The organism is Ramlibacter sp. MAHUQ-53 (assembly GCF_052600055.1).
On record NZ_JBQWTS010000005.1, the window covers coordinates 51,847 to 75,870 of the forward strand.

The 24,024-nt window shown below is 73.1% G+C and carries 25 protein-coding genes; 15 read left to right on the top strand and 10 right to left on the bottom strand.

The features are described 5' to 3' along the window. Positions 1–3 precede the first annotated feature (3 nt). Positions 4–996, top strand: coding sequence for an L-threonylcarbamoyladenylate synthase (locus tag ACT80S_RS09090; protein ID WP_377415310.1), 993 nt, complete (start codon positions 4–6; stop codon positions 994–996). A 44-nt stretch (positions 997–1,040) separates the two neighbouring features. Further along, the gene (locus ACT80S_RS09095; RefSeq protein WP_377415311.1) at positions 1,041–2,000 is read left to right on the top strand and encodes an SGNH/GDSL hydrolase family protein; all 960 of its coding nucleotides are present in this window, start codon (positions 1,041–1,043) and stop codon (positions 1,998–2,000) included. On the opposite strand, the gene dacB is transcribed toward ACT80S_RS09095, so the two are convergent. Next, on the bottom strand, positions 1,984–3,408 hold the full coding sequence (dacB, locus tag ACT80S_RS09100) for a D-alanyl-D-alanine carboxypeptidase/D-alanyl-D-alanine endopeptidase (protein WP_377415312.1): 1,425 nt from the start codon (positions 3,406–3,408) through the stop codon (positions 1,984–1,986). The two genes, ACT80S_RS09095 and dacB, sit on opposite strands and share 17 nt — an antisense overlap. 54 nt (positions 3,409–3,462) lie before the next feature. On the opposite strand from dacB, the gene tsaB reads away from it, so the two are divergent. The 3 genes from tsaB (at position 3,463) to ACT80S_RS09115 (ending at position 5,594) form a co-directional block, all read left to right on the top strand. After that, positions 3,463–4,155, top strand: a complete 693-nt coding sequence (tsaB, locus tag ACT80S_RS09105; RefSeq protein ID WP_377415313.1) for a tRNA (adenosine(37)-N6)-threonylcarbamoyltransferase complex dimerization subunit type 1 TsaB — start codon at positions 3,463–3,465, stop codon at positions 4,153–4,155. Between the two features lie 100 nt (positions 4,156–4,255). Then, a complete protein-coding gene (rimI, locus tag ACT80S_RS09110) occupies positions 4,256–4,723 on the top strand; it encodes a ribosomal protein S18-alanine N-acetyltransferase (protein ID WP_377415314.1) in 468 nt (155 codons plus the stop codon). Between the two features lie 31 nt (positions 4,724–4,754). Beyond that, complete coding sequence (locus ACT80S_RS09115) at positions 4,755–5,594, top strand: uracil-DNA glycosylase (RefSeq protein ID WP_377415315.1); 840 nt, start codon at positions 4,755–4,757, stop codon at positions 5,592–5,594. A gap of 3 nt (positions 5,595–5,597) precedes the next feature. Here ACT80S_RS09115 and ACT80S_RS09120 read toward each other — a convergent pair whose 3' ends face one another. Together ACT80S_RS09120 and purU are read right to left on the bottom strand one after the other, a co-directional pair. Beyond that, positions 5,598–7,091 carry an FAD-linked oxidase C-terminal domain-containing protein gene (locus ACT80S_RS09120; protein WP_377415316.1) on the bottom strand — a complete coding sequence of 498 codons (1,494 nt, stop codon included), beginning with the start codon at positions 7,089–7,091 and terminating at the stop codon, positions 5,598–5,600. Between the two features lie 23 nt (positions 7,092–7,114). Then, positions 7,115–7,963, bottom strand: a complete 849-nt coding sequence (purU, locus tag ACT80S_RS09125; protein WP_377415317.1) for a formyltetrahydrofolate deformylase — start codon at positions 7,961–7,963, stop codon at positions 7,115–7,117. Positions 7,964–8,058: 95 nt separating this feature from the next. On the opposite strand from purU, the gene ACT80S_RS09130 reads away from it, so the two are divergent. Next, a complete protein-coding gene (locus ACT80S_RS09130; RefSeq protein WP_377415552.1) occupies positions 8,059–9,393 on the top strand; it encodes an aminotransferase class III-fold pyridoxal phosphate-dependent enzyme in 1,335 nt (444 codons plus the stop codon). A gap of 12 nt (positions 9,394–9,405) precedes the next feature. On the opposite strand, the gene ACT80S_RS09135 is transcribed toward ACT80S_RS09130, so the two are convergent. Further along, entirely contained in the window at positions 9,406–10,140 is a 735-nt protein-coding gene (locus ACT80S_RS09135; RefSeq protein ID WP_377415318.1) for a ChaN family lipoprotein, read from the bottom strand. A gap of 47 nt (positions 10,141–10,187) precedes the next feature. Here ACT80S_RS09135 and ACT80S_RS09140 point away from each other — a divergent pair, with 47 nt between their 5' ends. After that, positions 10,188–11,255, top strand: a complete 1,068-nt coding sequence (locus ACT80S_RS09140; RefSeq protein ID WP_377415319.1) for an AbrB family transcriptional regulator — start codon at positions 10,188–10,190, stop codon at positions 11,253–11,255. Here the strand turns inward: ACT80S_RS09140 and ACT80S_RS09145 are convergent. Continuing rightward, entirely contained in the window at positions 11,245–11,517 is a 273-nt protein-coding gene (locus tag ACT80S_RS09145) for a BTH_I0359 family protein (RefSeq protein WP_377415320.1), read from the bottom strand. The genes ACT80S_RS09140 and ACT80S_RS09145 overlap by 11 nt on opposite strands. 102 nt (positions 11,518–11,619) lie before the next feature. Continuing rightward, entirely contained in the window at positions 11,620–12,615 is a 996-nt protein-coding gene (locus tag ACT80S_RS09150) for a DUF3108 domain-containing protein (RefSeq protein WP_377415321.1), read from the bottom strand. 101 nt (positions 12,616–12,716) lie between these two features. On the opposite strand from ACT80S_RS09150, the gene ACT80S_RS09155 reads away from it, so the two are divergent. Then, the gene (locus ACT80S_RS09155) at positions 12,717–13,733 is read left to right on the top strand and encodes a fumarylacetoacetate hydrolase family protein (protein WP_377415322.1); all 1,017 of its coding nucleotides are present in this window, start codon (positions 12,717–12,719) and stop codon (positions 13,731–13,733) included. A 32-nt stretch (positions 13,734–13,765) separates the two neighbouring features. Here ACT80S_RS09155 and ACT80S_RS09160 read toward each other — a convergent pair whose 3' ends face one another. The 3 genes from ACT80S_RS09160 to otsB are packed head-to-tail and all read right to left on the bottom strand — an operon-like array spanning position 13,766 to position 17,728. Then, positions 13,766–15,184: an alpha,alpha-trehalose-phosphate synthase (UDP-forming) gene (locus ACT80S_RS09160; protein ID WP_377415323.1), complete on the bottom strand. Its 1,419-nt coding sequence runs from the start codon at positions 15,182–15,184 to the stop codon at positions 13,766–13,768. Between the two features lie 16 nt (positions 15,185–15,200). Continuing rightward, positions 15,201–16,988 carry a glycoside hydrolase family 15 protein gene (locus tag ACT80S_RS09165; protein ID WP_377415324.1) on the bottom strand — a complete coding sequence of 596 codons (1,788 nt, stop codon included), beginning with the start codon at positions 16,986–16,988 and terminating at the stop codon, positions 15,201–15,203. Next, positions 16,985–17,728: a trehalose-phosphatase gene (gene otsB / locus ACT80S_RS09170; protein WP_377415325.1), complete on the bottom strand. Its 744-nt coding sequence runs from the start codon at positions 17,726–17,728 to the stop codon at positions 16,985–16,987. The genes ACT80S_RS09165 and otsB overlap by 4 nt, the downstream gene beginning before the upstream one ends. Positions 17,729–17,886: 158 nt before the next feature. Here otsB and ACT80S_RS09175 point away from each other — a divergent pair, with 158 nt between their 5' ends. The 7 genes from ACT80S_RS09175 to ACT80S_RS09205 all read left to right on the top strand — a co-directional run bounded on the left by ACT80S_RS09175 (position 17,887) and on the right by ACT80S_RS09205 (position 22,828). Beyond that, a complete protein-coding gene (locus ACT80S_RS09175; RefSeq protein WP_377415326.1) occupies positions 17,887–18,768 on the top strand; it encodes an amino acid ABC transporter substrate-binding protein in 882 nt (293 codons plus the stop codon). Positions 18,769–18,801: 33 nt separating this feature from the next. Beyond that, positions 18,802–19,155, top strand: coding sequence for a hypothetical protein (locus tag ACT80S_RS09180; protein WP_377415327.1), 354 nt, complete (start codon positions 18,802–18,804; stop codon positions 19,153–19,155). An 89-nt stretch (positions 19,156–19,244) separates the two neighbouring features. Then, positions 19,245–19,805 carry a YcnI family copper-binding membrane protein gene (locus ACT80S_RS09185; RefSeq protein ID WP_377415328.1) on the top strand — a complete coding sequence of 187 codons (561 nt, stop codon included), beginning with the start codon at positions 19,245–19,247 and terminating at the stop codon, positions 19,803–19,805. Positions 19,806–19,827: 22 nt separating this feature from the next. Further along, positions 19,828–20,334, top strand: a complete 507-nt coding sequence (locus ACT80S_RS09190; protein WP_377415329.1) for a copper chaperone PCu(A)C — start codon at positions 19,828–19,830, stop codon at positions 20,332–20,334. A 94-nt stretch (positions 20,335–20,428) separates the two neighbouring features. Further along, entirely contained in the window at positions 20,429–21,058 is a 630-nt protein-coding gene (locus ACT80S_RS09195) for a PhaM family polyhydroxyalkanoate granule multifunctional regulatory protein (protein ID WP_377415330.1), read from the top strand. A 22-nt stretch (positions 21,059–21,080) separates the two neighbouring features. Next, positions 21,081–22,337, top strand: a complete 1,257-nt coding sequence (locus tag ACT80S_RS09200; protein ID WP_377415331.1) for an FIST signal transduction protein — start codon at positions 21,081–21,083, stop codon at positions 22,335–22,337. A gap of 8 nt (positions 22,338–22,345) precedes the next feature. Then, positions 22,346–22,828 carry a DUF456 domain-containing protein gene (locus ACT80S_RS09205; protein WP_377415332.1) on the top strand — a complete coding sequence of 161 codons (483 nt, stop codon included), beginning with the start codon at positions 22,346–22,348 and terminating at the stop codon, positions 22,826–22,828. 31 nt (positions 22,829–22,859) lie between these two features. Here ACT80S_RS09205 and tgt read toward each other — a convergent pair whose 3' ends face one another. Beyond that, entirely contained in the window at positions 22,860–24,020 is a 1,161-nt protein-coding gene (gene tgt / locus ACT80S_RS09210) for a tRNA guanosine(34) transglycosylase Tgt (protein WP_377415333.1), read from the bottom strand. Positions 24,021–24,024: the final 4 nt, after the last annotated feature.

The following is a 24,024-nucleotide window of genomic DNA, read 5'->3' on the forward strand; positions in this document are numbered from 1 at the left end:
CGCGTGATCCTCGACGGCTCCTCCCCTGATGCCATCGCCCAGGCGGCCCGCCGCCTGGCTGAAGGCGCGCTGGTCGCCTTCCCGACCGAGACCGTCTACGGCCTCGGCGCCGACGCCGGCAGCGACGCCGCGGTGGCCGGCATCTTCGCGGCCAAGGGCCGCCCGAGCGACCACCCGCTGATCGTGCATGTCACCGGCGAGGACATGGCGCGGCGCTTCGCCCGCGAGGTCCCGCCCGTGGCGCACCGCCTGATGCAGGCCTTCTGGCCCGGCCCGCTCACCGTCATCCTCCCGCGCCGCGAGGGCATGGGCCAGGCGGCGGCCGGCGGCCAGGACTCGATCGGCCTGCGCTGCCCCTCGCATCCCGTGGCCCGCGCCCTGCTGGCCGCCTGCGCGCAGCTGGCGCCGCCGGTGGCGGGCCTGGCCGCGCCCAGCGCCAACCGCTTCGGCCGCGTGAGCCCCACCACCGCCGCCCATGTGCGCAGCGAGTTCGGCGACGACCTGCTGGTGCTCGATGGCGGCGCCTGCGAGGTCGGCATCGAGTCGTCCATCGTCGACTGCACCCGGGGCAAGCCGGTGCTGCTGCGTCCCGGCACGCTGACCCACGCGCAGATCGAGGCCGCCTGCGGCGAGCGCCTGTGGCTGCCGCACGAGGTCGCCCAGGCCGCGCCGCGCGCCTCGGGCACCCTGGCGTCGCACTACGCGCCGCACGCCCAAGTGCGGCTGATGGACGCCAAGGCGCTTCAGGACGGCCTGGACCTGCTCGGCGCCGATGCCGCGCACCTGGCCATCTGGTCGCGTACACCGCTGGCCGCCGCCTCGCGCGGCGTCACCCTGCGCCGCATGCCCGACGACGCGGCGCGGGCCGCGCGCGAGCTGTTCGCCGTGCTGCGCGAGTTCGACGCGCAGGGCGCGCGCCTGATCTGGATCGAGCAGCCGCCCGAGGCCCCCGAGTGGGCCGGCGTGCGGGACCGGCTGCGCCGCGCCGCGGCTTAAACTCGCGGCCGACCCCACCCACGCATTCCCCCTTGGAGAGATTCATGGCCTTCCCCCGCCTGCGCCGCGCCGTCCTCGCGCTGGCCTGCGTCGCCCCCGTCCTGCTGGCCGCCTGCGGCGGCGGCACCGGCGTCGTCTCGCAGTTCCGCCCCACGCGCATGGTGGCCTTCGGCGACGGCCTCGCCGACCTGGGCGAGGTGGGCGGCAAGCGCTACACCATCAATGACGGCTCGGTGAACGTCTGGACCCAGCAGGTCGCCAGCCGCTTCGGCCTGGTGCTCACCACCCGATCGGCCGGCGGCACCAGTTACGCCACCGGCAACGCCCGCATCCTGGCCACGCCGGATGCGGCCGGCAACGCCGCCACGCCCACGCTGAAGGCCCAGGTCGACAGCTTCCTGGCCGCCGGCGGCCCCGCCACGCAGGACATGCTGCTGGTGTCCGCCGGCACCGCCGACATGATTGCCGAGGCCACCCGGGCCTTCGCCGGCCAGCAGACCGTGGCCCAGGCCCGGGCCAACCTCGAGCAGGCCGCGCGTGACTACGCCGCGCAGGTGCGCCGCCTGGTCCAGGGCGGCGCGCGCCACGTCGTCATCGCCGGTCCCTACAACCTGGGCCGCTCGCCCTGGGCCATCGCGATCGGCCAGGTGGCCACGCTGGAGGCCCTGAGCACGGCGTTCAACAACGCCCTGCTGGTGGCCGCGGCGGACCTCGGCGAGCATGTGCTCTACGTGGACATGCCGCTGCAGTTCAACCAGTTCACCGGCTTCCCCACCTCCTACGCGCTGACCAACGTGACCGGCGCCGCCTGCGCCTCGGTCGATGCGGGCGCCGGCATCGGCATCGGCACCGGCCAGGTGAACTCCGCGCTGTGCACCAGCAGCACCCTGGGCTCGGGCGTCACGCCGGACACCTACCTGTTCGCCGACCTGGTCTACCCCACGCCGTTCGGCCACCGCACCTTCGGCGACTACGCCTACCAGCGCGTCACCGCGCGCTGGTAAGCGCCTCGGGGTCGCGCGCCACCCAGTCCACGAGCGCGTCGATCGCCGGGCGCATCGCGCCGGCGTTCGGGTGGTTGGCGATGGCCACCACCACCCAGCGCCGCCCGCCCGGCGCATGCACGTAGCCGGCCACGCCGGCCACATCGCGCAGGCTGCCGGTCTTGAGGTGGGCCAGGCCGGCGGCGCGGGCGCCGCTGCGGCGCGCCGTGCCATCCAGCCCCGCCACCGGCAGCGAGGCCACGAACTCCGGCATCAGCGGCGAGGCCCAGGCCACCTGCAGCAGGCGCGCCAGTTGCGCCGCGGTGGCGCGCTCCTGGCGTGACAGGCCCGAGCCGTTGTCGAACTGCGGCGGCTCGGTGCGCACCCGTTCCCGCCACCACTGCTGCAGCACCTCGCGCGAGCCGGCGGGCGTGCCCAGGCCCCGCTGCTGCAGGCTCAGCGTCAGGAACAGCTGCTGCGCCATCACGTTGTTGCTGAACTTGTTGATGTCGCGTACCACTTCGGCCAGCGCGGGCGACTGCGTCTCCAGCACCGGCCGCAGGCCGGCGGGCACGCGGCCCTCGCGCACCGTGCCGGCGAGCTGGCCGCCCAGCTCCTGCCACGTGCCCGCGATGGCGCGCGCGGCATGGGCCGCCGGGTCGGGGGCGCCCACCGGCCAGCTGCGCGGGCCGCAGGCCGCGGGGTAGGCGCCATCGAAGCGGATGCGAGCGGGGTCGCGGAAATCCGCCTTCAGCGCGGCGCGCCAGTCGCCGCACTCGCCGCCGGCGAGGGGGACGGTGGCAGGCAGCTGCACGCCGGCCTGGGCGGGCTCGACCTGCACCGCCGCGCCCTGGCCGTTGGGGGTGAAGTGCAGCAGCAGGGCGCGGTAATTCACCAGCAGCGCGTCGGGACCGGCGTTGTAGGGCCGCAGGGGCTCGCCGTCGAAGGCGGCCGGGTCCTGCGGGGGCAGCTCGAAGGCGCTGCGATCGAGCACGATGTCGCCCGCGATGCGGCGGATGCCCAGGCCCTGCACGCGCCGCAGCAGCTGCCACAGGCGCTCCATCACCAGGCGCGGGTCGCCGCGCCCCTGCAGGTAGAGGTTGCCCTGGAGCGTGCCGTCCTGCACCGGGCCGTCGAGGTAGACGGGGGTGGTCCAGGTCCAGGCCGGGCCGAGCAGCTCCAGGCCCGCATAGGTGGTGGCCAGCTTGGCGATGGAGGCGGGGTTGACCGGCGCATCGGCGCGGTGCCACACGCGCGGGGGCAGGCGGCCCTCGGCGTCGGCGACGACCACCACCACCGCCTCGCGCGGCAGCTTGCCGCGGGCCAGGTGGGCGTCCACCTCGGTGGGCAGGCCCTGGGCCTGCGCGGGCGGGCCGGCCAGGGCGGCGCACAGCGCGGTCACGGCGGCGAGGAGGGAGCGCAGGGCCATGCGGCCATTATCGGTGGCCGGATAATCACCGCTTCCCCCGATTTCCGCATTGCCTTGAACCTGCTTGCCTTCGACACCAGCACCGAGCACCTGTCCGTGGCGCTGTCATGGCGCGACGGCGGCGGGCCGCGCACCCTGTCGCACCAGGGCGAGGGCGGCCGCGAGGCCTCGGCCTCGCTGATCCCCGTGGCCCGTGGCCTGCTGGCGCAGGCGGGGCTGCCGCTGGCGGCGATGGACGCCATCGCCTTCGGCGCCGGCCCCGGCTCCTTCACCGGCCTGCGCACCGCCTGCGCGGTGGCCCAGGGCCTGGCCTTCGGGGCCGCGTTGCCGGTGCTGCCGGTCGAGACCCTGATGGCCGTGGCCGAGGCCGCCCGCGCCTCCCACGGCGCCACCCGCGTGCTGGCCCTGCTCGACGCGCGGATGGACGAGGTCTACGCCGCCGCCTACGCCTTCGACGGCCAGGCCTGGCAGCGCCAGGGCCCGATCGGCCTGTACCGGCCCGAGGCCGTGGCGGTGCCCGAGGGCTGGGTGCTCGCGGGCAATGCCTTCGGCCCGTACGGCGCGCGTCTGCCGGCGGGAGCCCCGCGCATCGAGGCCCTGCCCACGGCCGACGCGATGCTGCGCCTGGCCCCTGCGCTGGCCGCCGCGGGCGGCGTCGTGCCGCCGGCCGCGGCGCTGCCGATCTACGTGCGGGACAAGGTCGCCCAGACGACCGCGGAGCGCATGGCGCTGAAGGCGGCGGCATGAGCGCGCCGCGCCGGGCCGCCCCAAGCAAGCGCGCGCCCCCTCGGGGGGCAGCGAAGGACACGCAGTGCCGAGCGTGGGGGCCCACATGCGTGGGGGCCGCATGAGCGCCGTGCCGCAGGTGCGTGAGGCGGGGCTGGCGCCGATGACGCCGGACCGGCTCGATGCCGTGCTGGCGATCGAGGCCGTGGCCTACCCGCACCCCTGGACCCGCGGCAACTTCGAGGACTCGCTGCGCGCCGGCTACCAGGCGCAGCTGCTGGTGGCCGGGGAGGAGGTGATCGGCTACTACGTCGCGATGATGGGCGTCGACGAGGTGCACCTCCTGAACATCACCGTCGTGCCCACGCTGCAGGGCCAGGGCTGGGGGCGCGTCCTGCTCGACGCGCTCGCCCTGTGGTCCCGCGGCCGGGGGGCGCAGTGGCTGTGGCTGGAGGTGCGCGTCAGCAATGCGCGCGCGCAGCACCTGTACGAGCGCTACGGCTTCCGCCGCGTCGGCCTGCGCAAGGGCTACTACCCGGCCGGCCATGGCAGGCGCGAGGACGCCATCGTCATGAGCTTCCAGCTCTGAGCGCCCGGTCCTGCCCAGCGACAATCCTTCCATGACCCTGCACCTGGACGACCGCCAACGCGCCATGCTCGCCGAGATGGGGATTCGTCTCGTCGAGGCGATCCCGGGCGGGCGTCCGGACAGCGCCCCTTCCTCACCCCCCCACCAGGCGGGGGGGAGTGCCGTCGCCTCGCCGGTTGCGGCGTCGGTGGAGGCCTGCGCTGCGCTCGCCGATGAAGCCCCCCGGGCCCCGGTGACCCGCGCGTCGCCCCCGGCACCGGCCGCCCCGGTCGTCCTGCATCCCGCCGGCGACCGCCCCGGCGGTGTCGATGCCATGGACTGGGAGGCCCTGGAGGCCGCCGTCGCCGGCTGCCAGGCCTGCGGCCTGTGCCAGAGCCGGCGCAACACCGTCTTCGGCGTGGGCGACCGGCAGGCCGAGTGGCTGGTCGTGGGCGAGGCCCCGGGCGAGAACGAGGACCTGCAGGGCGAGCCCTTCGTGGGCGCCGCCGGCAAGCTCCTGGACAACATGCTGCGATCCATCGGCCTGGACCGCCAGCACAAGGTCTACATCGCCAACGTCCTGAAGTGCCGGCCCCCCGGCAACCGCAACCCCGAGCCGGCCGAAGTGGCCCAGTGCGAGCCCTTCCTGCGCCGCCAGGTGGCCCTGCTGCAGCCGAAGATCATCGTGGCCATGGGCCGCTTCGCGGTGCAGTCCCTGCTCGGGAGCACCGAGCCCCTGGGCAAGCTGCGCGGGCGCGTGCACGAATACCAGGGCGTGCCGGTGGTGGTGACCTACCACCCGGCCTACCTGCTGCGCAACCTGCCGGAGAAGGCCAAGGCCTGGGCCGACCTGTGCCTGGCCCTGGACCGGCTGGAACCGCCCCGGGGCTGAGGCTCAGAACCGCGGCAGGTCCGGGTGGGCGATCTGCCCGCCGCGCACCAGCATCTTCCCGTACTCGGCGCAGCGTTGCAGCGTGGGCACCACCTTGCCCGGATTGAGCAGGCCCTGGGCATCGAAGGCGCGCTTGAGGCCGAACATCTGCTCGTTTTCCTCGGCGGAGAATTGCACGCACATGGAGTTGAGCTTCTCCACGCCCACGCCGTGCTCGCCGGTGACGGTGCCGCCCATGGCCACGCTGGTCTCCAGGATGTCGGCGCCGAACAGCTCGCAGCGATGCAGCTGGTCCGGGTCGTTCGCGTCGAACAGGATCAGGGGGTGCAGGTTGCCGTCGCCCGCGTGGAACACGTTGGCGCAGCGCAGGCCGTACTTCTTCTCCATGGCCTGGATGGCGAGCAGGATGTCCGCCACCCGCTTGCGCGGGATGGTGGAGTCCATGCACATGTAGTCGGGGCTGATGCGGCCCGAGGCGGGGAAGGCGTTCTTGCGGCCGCTCCAGAACCGCAGGCGCTCGGCCTCGTCGCGGCTCACCGCGATGGCGGTGGCGCCGGCGTTGCGCAGCACCTCGCTCATGCGGCCGATCTCCTCCTCGACCTCCTCGGGCGTGCCGTCGCTCTCGCACAGGAGGATGGCCTCGGCGCTGAGGTCGTAGCCGGCGTGGACGAAGTCCTCGACCGCGGCGGTCATGGGCTTGTCCATCATCTCCAGGCCGGCGGGGATGATGCCGGCGGCGATCACCGCGGCCACCGCGTCGCCGGCCTTTCGCATGTCGTCGAAGCTGGCCATGATGCAGCGCGCCAGCATCGGCTTGGGCACCAGCTTGACGGTGACCTCGGTGGTCACGGCCAGCATGCCCTCGCTGCCCACGATGACGGACAGCAGGTCGTAGCCCGGCGCGTCCAGCGCCTCGCTGCCGAACTCCACCGGCTCGCCCTGGATGGTGAAGCCGCGCACCTTGAGCACGTTGTGGATCGTCAGGCCGTACTTCAGGCAGTGCACGCCGCCGGAGTTCTCGGCCACGTTGCCGCCGATGGTGCAGGCGATCTGGCTGGACGGGTCGGGCGCGTAATACAGGCCGTAGGGAGCCGCTGCCTCGCTGATCGCGAGATTGCGCACGCCGCACTGCACCCGGGCGGTGCGGCTGGCGGGATCGACCTCGAGGATGCGGTTGAAGCGCGCCAGCGACAGCGTCACGCCCAGGGCGTGCGGCATCGCGCCGCCGGACAGGCCGGTGCCCGCGCCGCGGGCCACCACCGGCACCGCCAGCGCGTGGCAGGCCTTGAGCACGGCGGCCACCTGGGCCTCGGTCTCGGGAAGGGCCACGGCCAGCGGGCGCTGCCGGTAGGCCGTGAGGCCGTCACACTCGTAGGGGGTGGTGTCCTCCGGAGTCCACAGCAGCCCGCCTTGCGGCAGCAGCGGGGCCAGGGCCTGGACGACCTGCCGCTGGCGCTCGGCGCGCTGGGCGATGGCCGGGTCGAGGGGTGCGTTCATGGCGCCTCCGGAGGCAGGGCAGGTTACTTGAAGATCACGGTCTTGTGGCCGTTCAGGAGCACGCGATGCTCGCTGTGCCACTTCACGGCGCGCGCCAGCACCAGGCTCTCGGTGTCGCGGCCGATGGCGGTGAGGTCCTCCACCGTCTTGCTGTGGTCCACGCGGGCCACGTCCTGCTCGATGATGGGGCCCTCGTCGAGGTCGGCGGTCACGTAGTGCGCGGTCGCCCCGATCAGCTTCACGCCGCGGTCATGCGCCTGGTAGTAGGGCTTGGCGCCCTTGAACGAAGGCAGGAAGCTGTGGTGGATGTTGATCGCGCGGCCCGACAGCTTCTGGCACAGGTCGTTCGAGAGGATCTGCATGTAGCGCGCCAGCACCACCAGCTCGGCGCCCTCGGACTCGATGATCTCGTACTGCTTGGCCTCGGCCTGCTCCTTGGTCGCCGCCGTCACCGGGATGTGGTGGAACGGCACGTTGTAGCTCGCGGCCAGCTGGTAGAACTCGCGGTGGTTCGAGACGATCGCGCGGATGTCCAGCGGCAGCAGCCCGCTTTTCCAGCGAAACAGCAGGTCGTTCAGGCAATGGCCTTCCTTGCTCACCATGAGCACGGTGCGCATCGGCGAGTCGGTGGCGTGAAGCTGCCAGTTCATGCCGAAGGGGGCGGCAAACTGGCCCAGCTGTTGCTTCAGGTCCCCGAAGGTGAGCCGGTCGCACGCAAACTGCACCCGCATGAAGAACAGGCCCGTGTCATGGTCGTTGTACTGGGCGGCTTCTTCGATGTTGCCCCCCCGCTCGAGCAGGAAGCCGGAAACGGCGTGGACGATGCCGGGACGGTCAGGACACGAGAGGGTCAGGATGTAGGCGTGGCTCATAACCCGGCGATTGTCGCAGGGCTTGGCCGAGGCTTCCGGACCGGGGCCACAGTGCCAGAATTGTTCAATTCCTCCACCCCAGAATGGATCGAAGCATGGCCTACAACGAGTTTTCCATGGACAACCACTGGTTGCCGTTCACTCCCAACCGGGGCTTCCGCAAGGACCCGCGCGTCTTCGTCGCGGCCGACGGCATGCACTTCACCACCCATGACGGGCGCCAGGTCATCGACGGCATCTCCAGCCTGTGGTGCGTGGGCGCGGGCCACAACCGCGCGCCGATCAACGAGGCGATCAAGCGCCAGCTCGACACGCTCGATTACGCCACCGCCTTCCAGGTCTCCAACGACCAGGCCTTCCAGGCCGCCGGCATGATCGCCGCCCTGGCCCCGGGCGACCTGAACAAGGTGGTCTTCTGCAACTCCGGCTCCGAGGCCGCCGACACCTCGATGAAGCTGGCGCTGGCGTATCACCGCGCCCGCGGCGAGGGCCACCGCAACGTCTTCGTCGGCCGCGAGCGCGGCTACCACGGCGTGGGCTTCGGCGGCATGAGCGTGGGCGGCATCCCCGCCAACCGCAAGGTGTTCGGCACCGCGATGCTGCCGCGGGTGGACCACCTGCGGTTCATCCACGACCCGGTGAACCATGCCTACATACACCACGAGGAGCCGGTCTGGGCCGAGGACCCGCTGCTGGAACTGGAGCAGCGCATCCTGCCGCTGCATGACCCGGGCAACGTCGCGGCCATCATCGTCGAGCCGGTGGCCGGCAGCTCGGGCTGGTACATCCCGCCCAAGGGCTACCTCCAGCGCCTGCGCGAGATCTGCGACAAGCACGGCATCCTCCTGGTCTTCGACGAGGTCATCACCGGCTTCGGCCGCCTGGGCACGCCCTTCGCCTCCGACTGGTACGGCGTGGTGCCCGACATGCTGAACTTCGCCAAGTGCGTCACCAACGGCGTCATCCCCCTGGGCGGCGTGATCTGCCGCGACCGCCTCTACGACCAGATGATGAAGACCGACGCGCCCGAGCACGTGATCGAGTTCTTCCACGGCTACACCTACTCGGGCCACCCCGTGGCCTGCGCCGCGGCCATCGCCACGCTGCAGCTGTTCGAGCGGGAGCAGCTGTTCGCGCGCGCTGGCGAGATGGGCCGGGTGCTGGGCGACGCCTTCCACTCGGCGTTCAAGGGCCTGCCCAACGTCATCGGCATCCGCAGCCTGGGCTGCGCCGCCGCGGTCGAACTCGCGCCGGTGGCGGGCCTGCCGGGCAAGCGCGCCTACGACGTCTTCGTCGACTGCTTCAAGCGCGGCACGCTGGTGCGCCCGGCCGGCGACGTGCTGGTGATCGCCCCGCCCTACATCGTGGAGAAGTCGCACATCGACCAGATGGTGAACACCCTGGCCGACGCGATCCGCCGCCACGCCTGACCGGTCGCGGGCTCAGCGCCCCATCTGCCTGCGCAGCTCGGCGCAGTAGTCCCGGGCCGGCGGCTCGGGCGTCCAGGCCACCGACCGCGCCACCACGCCCTGCGGCAGGTGGCGCGGCACGCCGATCCCGGCGTCGACATGGCCGCTGCCCGCCAGCAGCACCACGGTGCGACCGGGCTGCAGCGCCTGCGCCAGCGTGTCGGCCATGGCCCGGTCCCGCGCGACCTGGGCCCGGGCCATCGGCCCCACCTGGGCGGCGGGCATCAGGTCGCAATGCCCGGCGCGCACCGCCTCCTGCTGGCGCGCCAGCGCCTCGGGGGGCAGGCGGGTGTCCAGCGAGGCGTCGGCCATGGCGGCCCGCAGCCGCTCCCGGGGCAGGTTCGCCCCCAGCACCGGCACGCCGGCCCGCACCGCGGCCATCACCGCCGGCGCATAGGGTTCCCAGGGCCAGGCCCGGGGTTGCCAGCCGAGGGCGGCGCGTACCGCCTCCTCGCCGGCGTCGCGCGGCAGGCCGGCGGTGGACGCGCCCTGGTCCGCCATCTCCAGCGCCAGGGCCGCCAGCTGCCCCCGGGCCGCGAGCGCCCGCACCGTGTCGTGGTGCAGGCGCTGGTGGCGGGGGGCATCGTGCTGCTCGCCCAGGAGCAGGGCGTCGGCCGGCAGCGCCCGGGCCGCCTCGGGGGGCAGGGCGTCGCCGGCGGCGAATGCGGCGGCGGCCGCGGCCAGTGCGATCAGGACCGTTCCTTGCATCAGGGGATACTACGCGCCGGCCGCCCCCGGCCGCGCCTGCCTGCCTCATGTCTCCCCGTTCCGCCTTCCGCGTCCTGGCCACCCTGGCCGCCGCCTGGGCCGCCGCGCTCGCGTGGCGGGCCCTGCACCTGCCCCTGCCCTGGATGATCGGCCCCCTGCTGGTCACCGCCCTGGCCTCCCTGCGCGGCCTGCCTACCGCCAGCGCGGCCCCGGTCCGCAACGCCGGCCAGTGGGCCATCGGCGCCGCGCTGGGGCTGTACTTCACGCCCGACGTCACCGCCCTGGTGCTGCGCCTGTGGTGGGCGGTCGCCATCGCCATCGTCTGGGCCCTGGTCCTGGGCTGGGGCTTCGCCTGCTGGCTGGACCGGGTGGTGGCCCGCGACATGCCCGAGCAGGGCGGGGTGCGGTGGGCCACCAGCTACTTCGCCGGGGCCATCGGCGGCGCCTCGGAAATGACGCTGCTGGCCGAGCGTGAGGGCGCGCGCACCGACCTGGTGGCCGCGGCACACAGCCTGCGCCTGCTGGTGGTCACCGTGACCATCCCCTTCGCCTTCACCTTCAGCGGCCTGCACGGGCTGGATGTGGCCCAGCCCGCGCTGCGCGTGGTGGCCTGGCCCCAGCTGGCGGTGCTGGGCGCCGCCACCCTGGCCGGCGCCTTCGTGATGCGGCGACTGGGCTGGGCCAACCCCTGGTTCGTCGGCGCGCTGGGGGCGTCCATGGGCCTGACCATGGCGGGGATCGAGCTGTCCGCCCTGCCGCCCTGGGCCATCAATGCGGCCCAGCTCGTGATCGGGGTGAGCCTGGGGGTGCGTTTCCGGGCGGAATTCGTGCGCACGGCGCCACGCTGGCTGATGGCGGTGGGTGCGGGAACGGTGGTGATGATCGCCTTGTGCGCGGGTTTCGGGGCCCTGCTGGCGTGGGGGACGGGCCTGCATCCGGCCACCCTGGTGCTGGGGACTTCGCCGGGCGGGATCTCCGAGATGGCGATCACCGCCAAGGTGCTCCAGCTGGGCGTGCCGGTGGTGACGGCGTTCCAGGTCTGCCGCCTGGTGGCGGTGCTGCTGCTGGTGGCGCCCGTCCACCGGTGGCTGCGGCGCCGCCAGGTCAGTGCATGACCAGCGGGTTCTGCGCCAGCTCGGCGTAGCCGTCCAGGGTTTCCTCGACTTCTTCCTGGGTGGGGGTGTTCTCCTGCCAGGCATTGATCTGGCGCTGGAACGCCTCGGCCCAGGAGCCGTCCAGGTAGACCTCCTTGTTGGAGCGTTTGTCGACGATCTCGAAGCCGTGCCGGGCCACGTTGGGCTCAGGCTCGCCCTCTGCGGGTGCGTTGGCCTGCATGTGCACGACGACGAAGGCGTCGGAGTCATAGAGCATGTGCATGGTGCCTCCTTCCAGCGCTCCAGTTAACAACGTTCCGGCCGGTTTCAAGGCCGACCGGCTCACTGCGCCACCCCTCAGAGGGTGAGACCGGGGGCGAGGCCTTCAGTTCCTGTCGGACCCGGCCCATTGTTGGTCCAGCCAGTCGCCCGAGGGTTGCGTCAGGCGCACGCGCACCGGAAGGTAGTCGAGGCCCGGGGCGATCCAGAGTTCGACCTTCTGGTCGAATTCCTTGCGGGGCAGGCGCTGCAAACGTAGCGCCCGTTGGTGCCCGCCCGGCAGGGCCAGTTCCTCCTGGGCCTCGACCGAGAAATGCCAGGTGTCCGCGTCCCGCGTCGAGGCGGTCTGCACCGCGATCACCCGGCCCGGCCGGCGCAGCGCGGGGTCGCCCGCCAGCAGCGCCCCCACGTGCAGCAGCACGCTCAGGCGGTCCTGGGCCCCGGGCGCGAGGGCCTGCTCCGGCTGGTTGCCGCTGAAGGTGATCCGGCCGGCGGCCGGGTCGAAATGGGCGGCCTCTTCGCGGCGGGTGCGTTCGCCGTAGCGTTCCGGCGCCAGGCCGGAGGGGGTGAGGCGGCCCCGGCTTTCCTGGATCCGGGAGGCGAGCAGGCTGGACAGTTCGAGCCGCGCTTCGTAGCGCTGGCCGTCATGCCGCCAGGCCAGGTCCGCCTGCCCGGACAGGGGCAGGCCGCGGGCCTGGCCCGTCAGGGCGTAATGCAGCCGCACCGGGGGCGGGACCACCGCGCGCTGCGGGGCGCCTGCGGGGGCCGGGTGCGGCGGGTGCGGGGCAGCGGCGGCCGCCACGGCCGGTGCGGCCGGTCTGTCCGCAGGCGCGGCGACCGGGGCCGGCGGCCGTGGCGCGGGGGCCGTGGTGGCGCGAGGCGCAGGCGCCGGGGCGGCCGCGGCGAGGACGGTGGGCTCTGCGGGTCCTGCGGGTGCGGCCAGGGGGGAGGGGGCCGGCAGCTGCCGGACCTCGAACGTGCGCGGGGCTCCGGCGGCCGCCGGAGTCGCGGGAAGCAGCGCCTGGAGCAAGGCCACATGGGCCGCCGTCACCGCCGCGGCGATCCAGGCCAGGGGGCCGGGCGGGCGCAGGCGGCGGCTCATCGCGCCGCTCCCGTAGCATCAGGGGTTCGCGGGCCCGCGTGCCGGACCTGGACGCTGTGCACGATCGCCCCTTTCTCAAACCGATGGAACAAGCCTAAAGCATGAAGCTCGCAACGTACAAGGATGGCTCGCGCGATGGCCAGCTCGTGGTCGTCTCCCGCGACCTCTCCACCGCCCACTACGCGACCGGCATCGCCGGCCGCCTGCAGCAGGCGCTGGACGACTGGAACTTCATCTCGCCCCAGCTGCAGGACCTGTACGCCACGCTGAACCACGGCAAGGCGCGCCATGCCTTCCCGTTCGACCCGGCGCGCTGCATGGCGCCGCTGCCGCGGGCCTACCAGTGGGCCGACGGCTCGGCCTACATCAACCACGTGGAACTGGTGCGCGCCGCGCGCGGCGCCGAGGTGCCCGCCTCCTACTACAGCGACCCGCTGATGTACCAGGGCGGCAGCGACGACTTCCTGGGCCCCTGCGACCCGGTGCTCGTGCCGCGCGAGGAGTACGGCATCGACTTCGAGGCCGAGATCGCGGTGGTCACCGGCGACGTGAAGATGGGCGCCGGCCCGGACGAGGCCCTGGAGGGCGTGCGCCTGCTGATGCTGGCCAACGACGTGAGCCTGCGCAACCTGATCCCCGACGAACTCGCCAAGGGCTTCGGCTTCTTCCAGAGCAAGCCGGCGACCGCCTTCAGCCCGGTCGCCGTCACGCCCGACGAACTCGGCGAGGCGTGGCAGGGCGGCCGCGTGCACCTCACCCTGCAAAGCACCTGGAACGGCCGCAAGGTCGGCCTGTGCGAGGCCGGCGAGGAGATGACCTTCCACTTCGGCCAGTTGATCGCCCACATCTGCCGCACGCGCAACGTCCGCGCCGGCAGCATCGTCGGCTCCGGCACGGTGAGCAACCGCGGCGTCGAAGGCCCGGACGGCCGCAAGTCCTGGCCCAAGGGCTACAGCTGCATCGCTGAGAAGCGCGCCATGGAGATGCTGCTCGATGGCAAGCCCGCCACGCCATTCATGAAGTACGGCGACACCATCCGCATCGAGATGAAGGGCCGCGACGGCCAGAGCGTCTTCGGCGCAATCGACCAGGAGATCGTGGCGCCCCACGCGGACTGATCTCCCGCGCCGCGCCGGGCGCTGTGGGCAGGTCACAGGCGCAGCCATGGCGTGCCCGATTCTTCGGCCTGCGCCTTGCGCAGCGCCGCCAGGAAGGTGTCGCACCACCAGTGCACGTCGAAGCGGCGGCAGGTATCCAGCAGCGCCGCATGGCGCGTACGGCGCTCCTCGAGCGGCATCTGAAGCGCCAGGTGGATCGCCGCTGCCGTTCCCTCGGAGTCGTACGGGTTCACCAGCAGCGCCTCGGTGAGCTGCTCGGCGGCCCCGGCGAACCGCGAGAGCACCAGCACGCCCGGGTCCTGCGGGTCCTGGGCGACGACGAACTCCTTGGCCACCAGGTTCATGCCGTCGCGCAGCGGCGTGACCAGCGCCGCGCGCGAGGCCCGGTACAGCCCGGGCAGCCGGGTGCGGGCCACCGTGCGGTGCATGTAGCGCACCGGCATCCAGTCCAGGTCGCCGTAGTTGCCGTTGATGGAGCCGCACAGGCTCTCGAGCTCGTGCAGGATCTCGGTGTAGGCGCTGACGTCCTCCCGGCTCGGCGACGCGATCTGGACCAGCGTGGCGCTGTGGTGCGTCTCCGGGTGCTGCCGCAGCAGCTCGCGGAAGGCGCGCATGCGCTGGGGCAGGCCCTTGGAGTAGTCCAGCCGGTCCACCCCCACCAGCAGCTTGCGGCGCGAGTACTCGCGCGTCATGCGCTGGTGCATCTCGCGCGCCTCGCGGGTGTCGGCCAGGGCCGTGAACTCGCCGACGTCGATGCCGATCGGGTATGCACCCGCCTGGACCGTGCGGTTGAAGACGCGCCAGCGCCCCTCGCCCATGTCCTGCGCCAGCGCCTCGCGCTGGATGTAGCGGCAGAAGTGCTCGTGGTCGACCTGGCTCTGGAACCCCACCAGGTTGTAGGCGCACAGCCCGCGCACCAGCCAGTCGTGCCCCGGGATCGCCGCCAGAATCATCGGCGGCGGCAGCGGGATGTGCAGGAAGAAGCCGATGCGCTGCTGGCAGCCCAGCGCGCGCAGCTCGCTGGCCAGGGGCACGAGGTGGTAGTCGTGCACCCAGACCAGGTCGTCCGGCCGCAGCAGCGGGGCGAGCAGGCGCGCGAACAGCTGGTTCACGCGCAGGTAGCCGGTGATGTAGCCGGCGTCGAAGTCGGCCAGGTCCAGCCGGTAGTGGAACACCGGCCAGAGCACGCCGTTGGCGTAGCCGAGGTAGTAGGCGTCGTGGTCCTCGCGTGCCAGGTCCACCGTCACCAGGGTCACCGGGCCGGCGTGGTGGCGGTGGGTGGCGCCCTCGCCGGGCGCGCCGCCCTCGGCCTTCTCGACGACCCGCCCGCTCCACCCGAACCACAGCCCCCCGGTGTTGTGCAGCACCTCGGCCAGGGCCACGGCCAGGCCGCCGGCCGCGGTCTTGCGCGGGTCGGCCACGCGGTTGGAGACGACGACCAGGCGCGGCACCTCGGGGCCCTCGGTTTCAGATCACCGCGTCCCAGGAGGTCGACAGCCGCACCGCGGCATTGATCAGGCCGACCATGGAGTAGGTCTGGGGGAAGTTGCCCCACATCTCGCCGGTGCCCGCGTGCGTGTCCTCGGACAGCAGGCCCAGCGGGTTGCGGCTGGCGAGCATCAGCTCGAAAATCTCGCGCGCCTGCTCGCGCCGGCCGATGCGGGCCAGCGCGTCGATGCGCCAGAAGGTGCAGATGTTGAAGGCGGTCTCCGGCCGGCCGAAGTCGTCGGGCGCCTCGTAGCGGCGCATGAAGGGCCCGTCGCACAGCGAGCGCTCCAGGGCGTCCAGCGTCGAGATGAAGCGCGGGTCGCGCGGGTCGATGAAGCCGACCTCCGCCATCAGCAGCGCGCTGGCGTCCAGGTCGCGCCCGCCGAAACTCTCGGCGAAGGCCTGCCGCTCCTCGCTCCAGGACTCGCGCAGGATGCGCTCGCGCACCACCCCGGCCCGCTCGCGCCAGAACGCCGCCCGCTCGGGCAGCCCCAGGGTGTGGGCCACCTTGGCCAGGCGGTCGCAAGCGGCCCAGGACATCAGCGCCGAGGAGGTGTGTACCCGCGCCCGGGTGCGCAGCTCCCACATGCCGGCGTCGGGCTGGTCATGCACGCTCCAGGCCTGTTCGCCCACCGCCTCGAGCGCGCCGAACTCGGCGCGCCCCGCGCGGCGGAACAGGCGGTGGTCGTGGAACGCCTGCGCCGCGCCCAGCACGATGTTGCCGTACACGTCGTGCTGGAAGTGCTCGGCGGCCTGGTTGCCCACGCGCACCGGCCCCATGCCGCGGTACCCGGGCAGGTGCGGCAGCACCGACTCGGGCAGCGTGGTCTCCTGGCCGATGCCGTACAGGGGCTGGATGTGCCCGCCCCGCGAGCGCACCACCACGTTCTGCAGCCAGCGCAGGTAGTCCTCCATCGTCGCCACCTCGGACAGGCCGTTCAGCGCGCGCACCACGAAGAAGGCGTCGCGCAGCCAGCAGAAGCGGTAGTCCCAGTTGCGGCCGCTGTTCGGCGCCTCGGGGATGCTGGTGGTCATCGCGGCGACGATGGCGCCGGTGTCCTCGAACAGCGAGAGCTTGAGCGTGATGGCGGCGCGGATCACCGCGTCCTGCCACTCCAGCGGCAGCGACAGCGCGCGCGACCAGCCTCGCCAGTAGGCCAGCGTCTCCTGCTCGAAGCCGCGGGCCGTGTCCTCGATACCGGTCAGCAGGGTCTCGTCGGGGCCGAGGATGAAGTTCATCGGCCGGTCCGCCACGAAGAACGACTCGGCCAGGATGTACGACAGCGGCGCGTCGCTGTTCAGGCGCAGCGCACCGTGCGTGCCGACATAGCGGATGTGGGTGCTGCCCTGGGTGATCTGGGGCAGGTTGCGGCCCCAGTCGAAGCGCGGGCGCAGCACCACGCGCAGGCGCGGCGACCCGCCGATCACCTGGACCCGGCGCACCAGGGTGAGCGGGCGGAACATGCGTCCGCGGTTCACGAAGCGCGGCGCGAAGTCGGTGATGGCGATGCCCTGGCCCTGGCGGTCGTACAGCTCGGTGCGCAGCACCGCGGTGTTGGGTTCGTAGCGCTGGAGGCTGCGGGCGAAGTCCTCCAGCTCGAAGGCCCAGAGGCTGCCGCTCTCGCCCGGGTCGAGGAGGGCGTTGAACACCGGGTCGCCGTCGAAGCGGGGCAGGCAGCACCAGACCACGGCGCCGGACGTGTCGACCAGCGCGGAGTACGCGCAGTTGCCGACCACGCCCAGGTTCAGGGAGGGCGTCGCGGTCATCGCCCGCTCCCCGCCGCGTGGGCCAGGGCCGCCTCGAGCGCGCCGCGCATGGCCGCCGGGTCGGCCAGGCGGTGCGTGGCCATGCTGGTGCCCTCGCCGACCTTGACGCCGAGCCCGCCCAGGCGCTGGACCGCGGCGAAGCCGGCCTCGTCGGTCACGTCGTCGCCGATGAACACCGGCAGCCGGCCCTGGAACGGCGGTTCCTCGAGGAAGGCCTCGATGGCGCGGCCCTTGGTGGCCTCCACCGGCTTGGCCTCGACCACCATCTTCCCCTGCAGCAGCGCCAGCCCGGGGCAGTGGTCCACCGCATCCTGCATGGCCGCCATGCAGACCGGCTCCAGCTCGGGGGCGCGCCGGTAATGCAGGGCCACCGAGGCCCGCTTGGACTCGACCACCAGGGCGGGGTAGGCCCGCTGCAGCGCCTGCGCCGCCTCCAGCGGGCGCGCCAGCGGCGGCGGCGGCAGGCCGGTGAGGCTGCCGTCGGCGCGCCGGCGCTCGGCGCCGTGGACCCCGGCCGCCCCCAGCACCAGCGGCGCGAGGAAGCGGTCGATCTGGGCGATCGGCCGGCCGCTCACGACGGCCACCGCGCCCCCGAGGCAGGCCTGGGTGCGCGCCAGCGTGTCCACCAGCCCCCGGGGCACGACCACGGCCTCGGGGTGGTCGGCGATGTCCACCAGCGTGCCGTCGAAGTCGAGGAACAGCGCGCAGGCGGGGCAGAGGAAGTCCAGGCAGGCCGTCATGCCGGACGACCCTAGCAACCGCCACGGCCGGACGGCGCCTCTGGAGAGCGCCGCCCTGCGTAGGAGGCGGCCGACGCGCGTGGCCCGGGCACGACGGTGGCTTGTGGCGGGTGGGGGTGCCGTAACAGAATCAAACCAAAGACCTCTGAACTTCGACCATGAATGCCTTCGCATCCTCCGTGGCCCGCCTGCTGTTCGCGGCGCTCGCCCTGCTGTGCCTGCCGGCGCAGGCGCAATCGCCCGACGTGCTCCGGCGCATCGCCGAGCGGGGGCAGATCAACATCGGCTACAGCGAGGGCGCGCCGCCGTTCTCGGCGAAGGGGCCCGACGGCCCCGCCGGCTTCAGCCTGGACCTGTGCGCCGTCATCGCCGAGCGCATCAAGCTCGAGCTCGCGCGCCTCGACCTGCGCACCCGCCTGATCCCGGTGGCGTCGGACCAGTTCAACCGCGCGGTACAGGCCGGCACCGTGGACCTGCTGTGCGCCAGCGTCACCGACACCGCCGAGCGCCGCCAGGTCATGAGCTTCTCGGCGCCGATCTTCATTTCCACGGTCAAGCTGCTCACGCACCATCCCCACCCCTTCACCACCCTGAGCGACCTGCGGGGCCAGACCGTGGTGGTGCTGGGACGCACCCCGGCCGACGGGATCATGCAGGCGTACAGCCGCGACAACGCGCTGGACCTGCGCATCGTGCGCGCCCTCAACGCCGACGACGCGCTCTCGAAGCTGCGCCTGGGGCAGGCCGCGGCCTGGGCGCGCGGCGAGGTGCTGCTGCGGGGCGCGGTGGCCGACCTGCCCGACGCCGCCAGCTTCCGGCTGCTGCCCACGCCGATCGCTCCGCAGCCCATCGCCATTGCCTTCGCGCAGGACCCGAAGCTGCAGCAACTGGTCGACGCCAGCTTCGCCCACCTGGTCACGAGCGGCCGCTTCGCCGAACTGCATGACAAGTGGCTGGTGCGCCCGAACCCGCTGGCGCGCAAGGGCCTGTCCCTGCCCATGAGCCCGGAGCTGCGCGAGGCCCACGCCCGCTTCCGCTGAAGCCGGGCGGGGGCTCGGGGATAATCCGCACCCATGCGATCCCTGCGTGACATGACCCGCTTTGCCCGCCTGGTGCTGGCCGCGTGGCTGCTCGCGCTGGGCGTCGCGGTCGCCGCGCCCGCGGTGCAGCCCCAGGTGCTGGAGGTCGTGTGCGCCGGTGGCGCCATGAAGCTCCAGGCCGGCGATGCCGACGCCCCGGCCGGGGCCGCGGCGATGCAGTGCCCCCTGTGCCAGCCGCTGGCCGGCCCGCTGCCCGTCGCCGCGCCGGTGGCCGCCGGTGCCGTGCCCACCGGCGGCGAGCCGGGGTGGGGGACGCCGGCCCCCGTCACGCGCGCCGCCCATGCGCCCCTGCCGGCGCGCGGCCCGCCGGCCGCCCTCCACGCCTGAGCCTTCGTCCGCGCGCGCCCGGTGCGCCGCGGCCCGTTCCGTGGAGGGATGGCAGGACCGCCTGCCCCCGCCGAGACCGTTTCCGTTCCATGATCCATCGCCTTCCTGCGCGCGCCGCCCTGGTGTGCGCCGTCGCCTCCGCCACCCTGGCGGGCCTGCCCGCCCGCGCCCATGTCACCCTCGAGTGGCCCGCCGCCCTGGCCGGGACCACCTACAAGGCCGCCTTCCGCATCAGCCATGGCTGCGGCGACTCGCCGACCCGCCAGGTCATCGTCGAGATCCCTGCCGGGGTGCGCGGCGCGCGCCCCATGCCGCGCCCGGGCTGGCAGGTCGCCATCGAGCGCGCCGTGCTCGCCGCCCCGTACATGAACCACGGCAAGCCGGTCGCCGAGGATGTGGTGCGCATCACCTGGACCGCCCGCACCCCCGAGGACATGCTGGACGCCGCGCACTACGACGAGTTCGTGCTGCAGGCCCGCCTGCCCGAGGCCGCCGGCACGCTGCACTGGCCGGTGCGCCAGGTGTGCGTCCAGGGCCGCCACGACTGGGTGCAGGTCCCCGGCCCCGGCCAGAAGGCCTCCGCCCTGCAATCCCCGGCCCCGGCCCTGGACATCCTGCCCGCCGGCGGCGCGGGCGCCCACGCGCATTGATCATTTCCCCCAGGAGATCCCCATGAAGCCCCTGTTCCTGCGTGGCCTGGCCACGTCCCTGGCCCTGGCGGCCGCCTCCGCCTTCGCCCAGGTCCCCGGCCTCCAGGTCGACGGCGCCTGGATCCGCACCGCCGTGCCCGGCCAGAGCGGCACCGGCGCGTTCATGCGCCTGACCGCGGCGGAGTCGCTCACCCTGGTGGGCGTGAGCACCCCGGTGGCGGGCGTGTCCGAGATCCACGAGATGAAGATGGACGGCGACATCATGCGCATGCGGCCCCTGCCCTCGCTGGCCCTGCCCGCCGGCCAGGCCGTCGAGCTGCGCCCCGGCGGCCACCACCTGATGCTGACCCAGCTCAAGGTGCCGCTGAAGGCCGAGACCCGCGTGCCGCTGACCCTGGTGCTGCGCGATGCGCGGGGCGCCGAGCGCCGGCTCGAGCTGCAGGTGCCGGTGGCCGTGCGCGCCCCCGGTGGCGCCGAGGCGCCGGCGCACCACCCCGCCGGCGCGCACCCGGGTACGCACCGGCACTGAGGCCTGCGTCGCGCACAGGCCCCTGCGCGTTTCGCGGCATGGCCCGTGCGGTCGCAGCCTGATAAGCTCGTTGCGAACTCCCGGAGTGCCCTCGATGAGCGATTCAAAACACCAGGGCTTCGCCAAGCTCGTGCCCGGCTTCGATTTCCTGCAGAACCTGGCCAAGGGCGCTACCGAGGCCCTGCCCCAGATGCCCAATCTTTCGAGCTGGGTCGCGCCCACGCTCAACGTCGAGGAACTCGACAAGCGCATCCAGGAGCTGCGCGCGGTCCACTTCTGGCTGGAGCAGAACTCCAAGGCGCTGGCCGCGACCATCCAGGCGCTGGAGGTGCAGAGGATGACCCTGGCCACGCTCCAGGGCATGAACTGCAGCATGGCCGACCTGGCCGAATCCCTGAAGCTGCGGCCCGGGGCCGCCGAACCGGCGGCCGCCCCGGCCCCGGCGCCCGCGCCGCAGGAGTCCGCCGCCGAGGCGCGGCCCCGCAAGGCGGCGGGCAAGGCCAAGGCCGCCGCCGCGCCGGCCGCCGGTCCCGTCGTCGACCCGATGCAGTGGTGGGGCTCGCTGACGCAGCAATTCCAGCACATCGCCGCCACCGCCCTGCAGGATGTCGCCCAGAAGTCCGCCGAGACCGCGCAGGCCGCCGCCCCGGCGAAGAAGGCGGCTCGCAAGGCGCCCGCCCGCAAGGCCGCCCCGCGCAAGCCCGCGGGCGGCGACCGCGGCTGATGCGCCCTCCCGGACCGTTGCGATGACGCTGTTCCCCTTCGGCCATGCCACCCACCCGCAGTGGCCCATGGGGGTCGGGCTGGTGCTGGCGCAGCTTCGCGCGCAGATGGCCCTGCCCGAGTACGCGAGCGCCCCGACGCTGGGGCTCCTGTACATCACCGACCACTACGCCGCCCACGCGCGCGAGATCCTCGACCACCTGCAGGCCGAGCTGCCTGAGGTGGTGGACTGGGCCGGCACCGTGGGCGTGGGCATCTGCGCCAACAACGCCGAGTACTTCGACGAGCCGGCCGTGGCCGTGATGCTGTGCGCCTTGCCGGCCGACCAGTACCGCGTGTTCTCCGGCGTCGCGCCGCTGGGCCTGGCCTTCGAGCCGCACACGGCGCTGGTGCATGCCGACCCCGGCACGCCCGATGTCGCCGACCTGGTGGCCGAGATGGCCGGGCGCACGGCGAGCGGCTACCTGTTCGGCGGGTTGTCCTCCAGCCGCACCGAGGCCGTGCAATTCGCCGTCGGCGGCAACGGCAACCTGCGCGGGCAGGGCGCGGCCGGCGGCGTCTTCAGCGGCGGCCTGTCCGGCGTGGCCTTCGGCGAGGGCGTGAGCGTGGTCTCGCGCGTCACCCAGGGCTGCCAGCCGGTCACGCGCCAGCGCGTGATCACCCGGGCCGAAGGCAACGTCATCCTCACCCTCGACGACCAGCCCGCGCTGGACCTGCTGCTCGAGGACCTCGGCATCTCCCTCGACGAGCCGCAGAAGGCCATGGGCACGCTGCGCGCCACCCTGGTCGGCCTGACCTCCGCGGGCGCGGACGCGGTCGGCCGCACCGGCAGCTTCGGGCCCGACGTGCGGGTGCGCCACATCATCGGCCTGGACCCGGGCCGCCGCGGCGTCGCGGTGGCCGACCAGGTCGAGGCCGGCATGCCCATGGCGTTCTGCCAGCGCCATGCGCGGGCCGCCCGCGCGGACCTGGTGCGCATCTGCGCCGAGATCCGCGAGGAGCTCGAGCCCGAGGAGATGGGCCAGCCCCTGGCCGCGGCGCTGGCGTCGCCCGACGCGCTCTCCGCGCCGTCGCCGGCCCGCCGCATCGCCGGGGCCGTCTACGTGAGCTGCACCGGTCGCGGCGGCGCGCACTTCGGCGGCCCGAGCGCCGAGCTGCAGGTGGTGCGCCATGCGCTGGGCGACGTGCCCCTGGTGGGCTTCTTCGCCGCCGGCGAGATCGCCCGCCACCACCTGTACGGCTACACCGGCGTCCTCACCGTCTTCACCGAGCCGCACTGACCCGCGCCATGGCCGACACCGCCTGGTGGCTCGTGAGCCTCGCCCTGATCGTCGCCGGCCTGGCCGGCACCGTGCTGCCGGCGCTGCCTGGCACGGCGTTCGTGCTGGCGGGCATCGTCCTGGGCGCGTGGATCGACGGCTTCACCCGCGTCGGCGGCCTCGCCCTCGTCGTCGTGACCGTGCTCGCGGTGCTGTCCTGGGTGCTGGACTACGTGTCCGCATCCTGGGGCGCGCGGCGGGCAGGCGCGAGCCCGCAGGCCGTCTCCGGCGCGGCGATCGGCACCGTGCTGGGCCTGTTCATGGGGCTGGTGGGGGTGTTCGTGCTGCCGCTGGTGGGCGCCGCCATCGGCGAGTGGCTGGCGCGGCGGGACCATGTCGGCGCGATGAAGGTCGGCGCCGCCACCTGGGTGGGGCTGATGCTGGGGCTGCTGGCCAAGGTCGTCCTGGCCTTCATGATGGTCGGCGTGTACGTGGTGGCGCTGCTGGTGTGAGCCGCGCCGTGGCGCCGGGGCGGCGCCGCCGTCAGACGCCGCGCGCGCGGTCCTCGCGGAACTGCCTGGCGTAGGCGGCGAAGCGCCCGGCATCCAGCGACTCGCGCACCTCGCGCATCAGGTTCAGGTAGTAGTGCAGGTTGTGGATGCTGGCCAGCATGGGGGCCAGCATCTCGCCGCAGCGCTCCAGGTGGTGCAGGTAGGCGCGCGAGAAGCCGCCGGAGACCGTGCCGTCCGGGTTCGTCACGCCCTTGCAGGCGTAGCAGGTGCAGGTCTCGTCCAGCGGGCGCTCGTCGCTGCGATGCCGGGCGTTGCGGATCTTCAGGTCGCCGAAGCGCGTGAACATGTGGCCGTTGCGCGCATTGCGCGTGGGCATCACGCAGTCGAACATGTCCACGCCGCTGGCGACGCCGTCCACCAGGTCCTCGGGCGTGCCCACGCCCATGAGGTAGCGCGGCTTGTCCGCGGGCAGGCGGTGCGGGGTGTGGGCCATGATGCGCAGCATGTCCTCCTTGGGCTCGCCCACGCTCACGCCGCCGACGGCGTAGCCGGGGAAGTCCATCTCCACGAGGGCGTCCAGCGACTCCTGGCGCAGGTGCTCGAACATGCCGCCCTGGACGATGCCGAACAGCGCGTTGGGGTTCTCCAGCCGTGCGAATTCGGCCTTGCAGCGCAGGGCCCAGCGGCGGCTCAGCTCCATCGAATGCCGGGCCTCGGCCTCGGTGGTCAGGCGGCCCTTGACCTCGTAGGGCGTGCACTCGTCGAACTGCATCACGATGTCGCTGTTCAACGTGGTCTGGATCTGCATCGAGATCTCGGGCGTGAGGAACAGCTTGTCGCCGTTGACGGGCGAGGCGAACTTCACGCCCTCCTCGCTGATCTTGCGCATCTCGCCCAGGCTCCACACCTGGAAGCCGCCGGAGTCGGTGAGGATCGGCTTGTGCCACTGCTCGAAGCGGTGCAGGCCGCCGAACTGCTTCATCACGTCCAGGCCCGGGCGCATCCACAGGTGAAAGGTGTTGCCCAGGATGATCTGCGCGCCCATCTCCTCGAGCGAGCGCGGCGTCACGCCCTTGACGGTGCCGTAGGTGCCCACCGGCATGAAGATCGGCGTCTGAACCACGCCGTGGTTCAGGGTCAGCGTGCCGCGGCGCGCGAGGCCCTCGGTCTTGAGCAGTTCGAATTGCAGCATGGGG

Excerpts from the sequence above, each read along its gene's own strand:
- ACT80S_RS09140 (WP_377415319.1), top strand. The coding sequence starts at position 10,188 with ATGTCTCCCCGTTCCGCCTTCCGCGTCCTGGCCACCCTGGCCGCCGCC.
- ACT80S_RS09150 (WP_377415321.1), bottom strand. The coding sequence starts at position 12,615 with ATGAGCCGCCGCCTGCGCCCGCCCGGCCCCCTGGCCTGGATCGCCGCG.
- purU (WP_377415317.1), bottom strand. The coding sequence starts at position 7,963 with ATGAGCCACGCCTACATCCTGACCCTCTCGTGTCCTGACCGTCCCGGC.
- ACT80S_RS09155 (WP_377415322.1), top strand. The coding sequence starts at position 12,717 with ATGAAGCTCGCAACGTACAAGGATGGCTCGCGCGATGGCCAGCTCGTG.
- dacB (WP_377415312.1), bottom strand. The coding sequence starts at position 3,408 with ATGGCCCTGCGCTCCCTCCTCGCCGCCGTGACCGCGCTGTGCGCCGCC.
- otsB (WP_377415325.1), bottom strand. The coding sequence starts at position 17,728 with ATGACGGCCTGCCTGGACTTCCTCTGCCCCGCCTGCGCGCTGTTCCTC.
- rimI (WP_377415314.1), top strand. The coding sequence starts at position 4,256 with ATGAGCGCCGTGCCGCAGGTGCGTGAGGCGGGGCTGGCGCCGATGACG.
- ACT80S_RS09190 (WP_377415329.1), top strand. The coding sequence starts at position 19,828 with ATGAAGCCCCTGTTCCTGCGTGGCCTGGCCACGTCCCTGGCCCTGGCG.
- ACT80S_RS09120 (WP_377415316.1), bottom strand. The coding sequence starts at position 7,091 with ATGAACGCACCCCTCGACCCGGCCATCGCCCAGCGCGCCGAGCGCCAG.
- ACT80S_RS09130 (WP_377415552.1), top strand. The coding sequence starts at position 8,059 with ATGGCCTACAACGAGTTTTCCATGGACAACCACTGGTTGCCGTTCACT.
- ACT80S_RS09200 (WP_377415331.1), top strand. The coding sequence starts at position 21,081 with ATGACGCTGTTCCCCTTCGGCCATGCCACCCACCCGCAGTGGCCCATG.
- ACT80S_RS09145 (WP_377415320.1), bottom strand. The coding sequence starts at position 11,517 with ATGCACATGCTCTATGACTCCGACGCCTTCGTCGTCGTGCACATGCAG.
- ACT80S_RS09175 (WP_377415326.1), top strand. The coding sequence starts at position 17,887 with ATGAATGCCTTCGCATCCTCCGTGGCCCGCCTGCTGTTCGCGGCGCTC.
- ACT80S_RS09095 (WP_377415311.1), top strand. The coding sequence starts at position 1,041 with ATGGCCTTCCCCCGCCTGCGCCGCGCCGTCCTCGCGCTGGCCTGCGTC.
- ACT80S_RS09180 (WP_377415327.1), top strand. The coding sequence starts at position 18,802 with ATGCGATCCCTGCGTGACATGACCCGCTTTGCCCGCCTGGTGCTGGCC.
- ACT80S_RS09135 (WP_377415318.1), bottom strand. The coding sequence starts at position 10,140 with ATGCAAGGAACGGTCCTGATCGCACTGGCCGCGGCCGCCGCCGCATTC.
- ACT80S_RS09205 (WP_377415332.1), top strand. The coding sequence starts at position 22,346 with ATGGCCGACACCGCCTGGTGGCTCGTGAGCCTCGCCCTGATCGTCGCC.
- ACT80S_RS09195 (WP_377415330.1), top strand. The coding sequence starts at position 20,429 with ATGAGCGATTCAAAACACCAGGGCTTCGCCAAGCTCGTGCCCGGCTTC.
- ACT80S_RS09165 (WP_377415324.1), bottom strand. The coding sequence starts at position 16,988 with ATGACCGCGACGCCCTCCCTGAACCTGGGCGTGGTCGGCAACTGCGCG.
- ACT80S_RS09185 (WP_377415328.1), top strand. The coding sequence starts at position 19,245 with ATGATCCATCGCCTTCCTGCGCGCGCCGCCCTGGTGTGCGCCGTCGCC.
- ACT80S_RS09115 (WP_377415315.1), top strand. The coding sequence starts at position 4,755 with ATGACCCTGCACCTGGACGACCGCCAACGCGCCATGCTCGCCGAGATG.
- tgt (WP_377415333.1), bottom strand. The coding sequence starts at position 24,020 with ATGCTGCAATTCGAACTGCTCAAGACCGAGGGCCTCGCGCGCCGCGGC.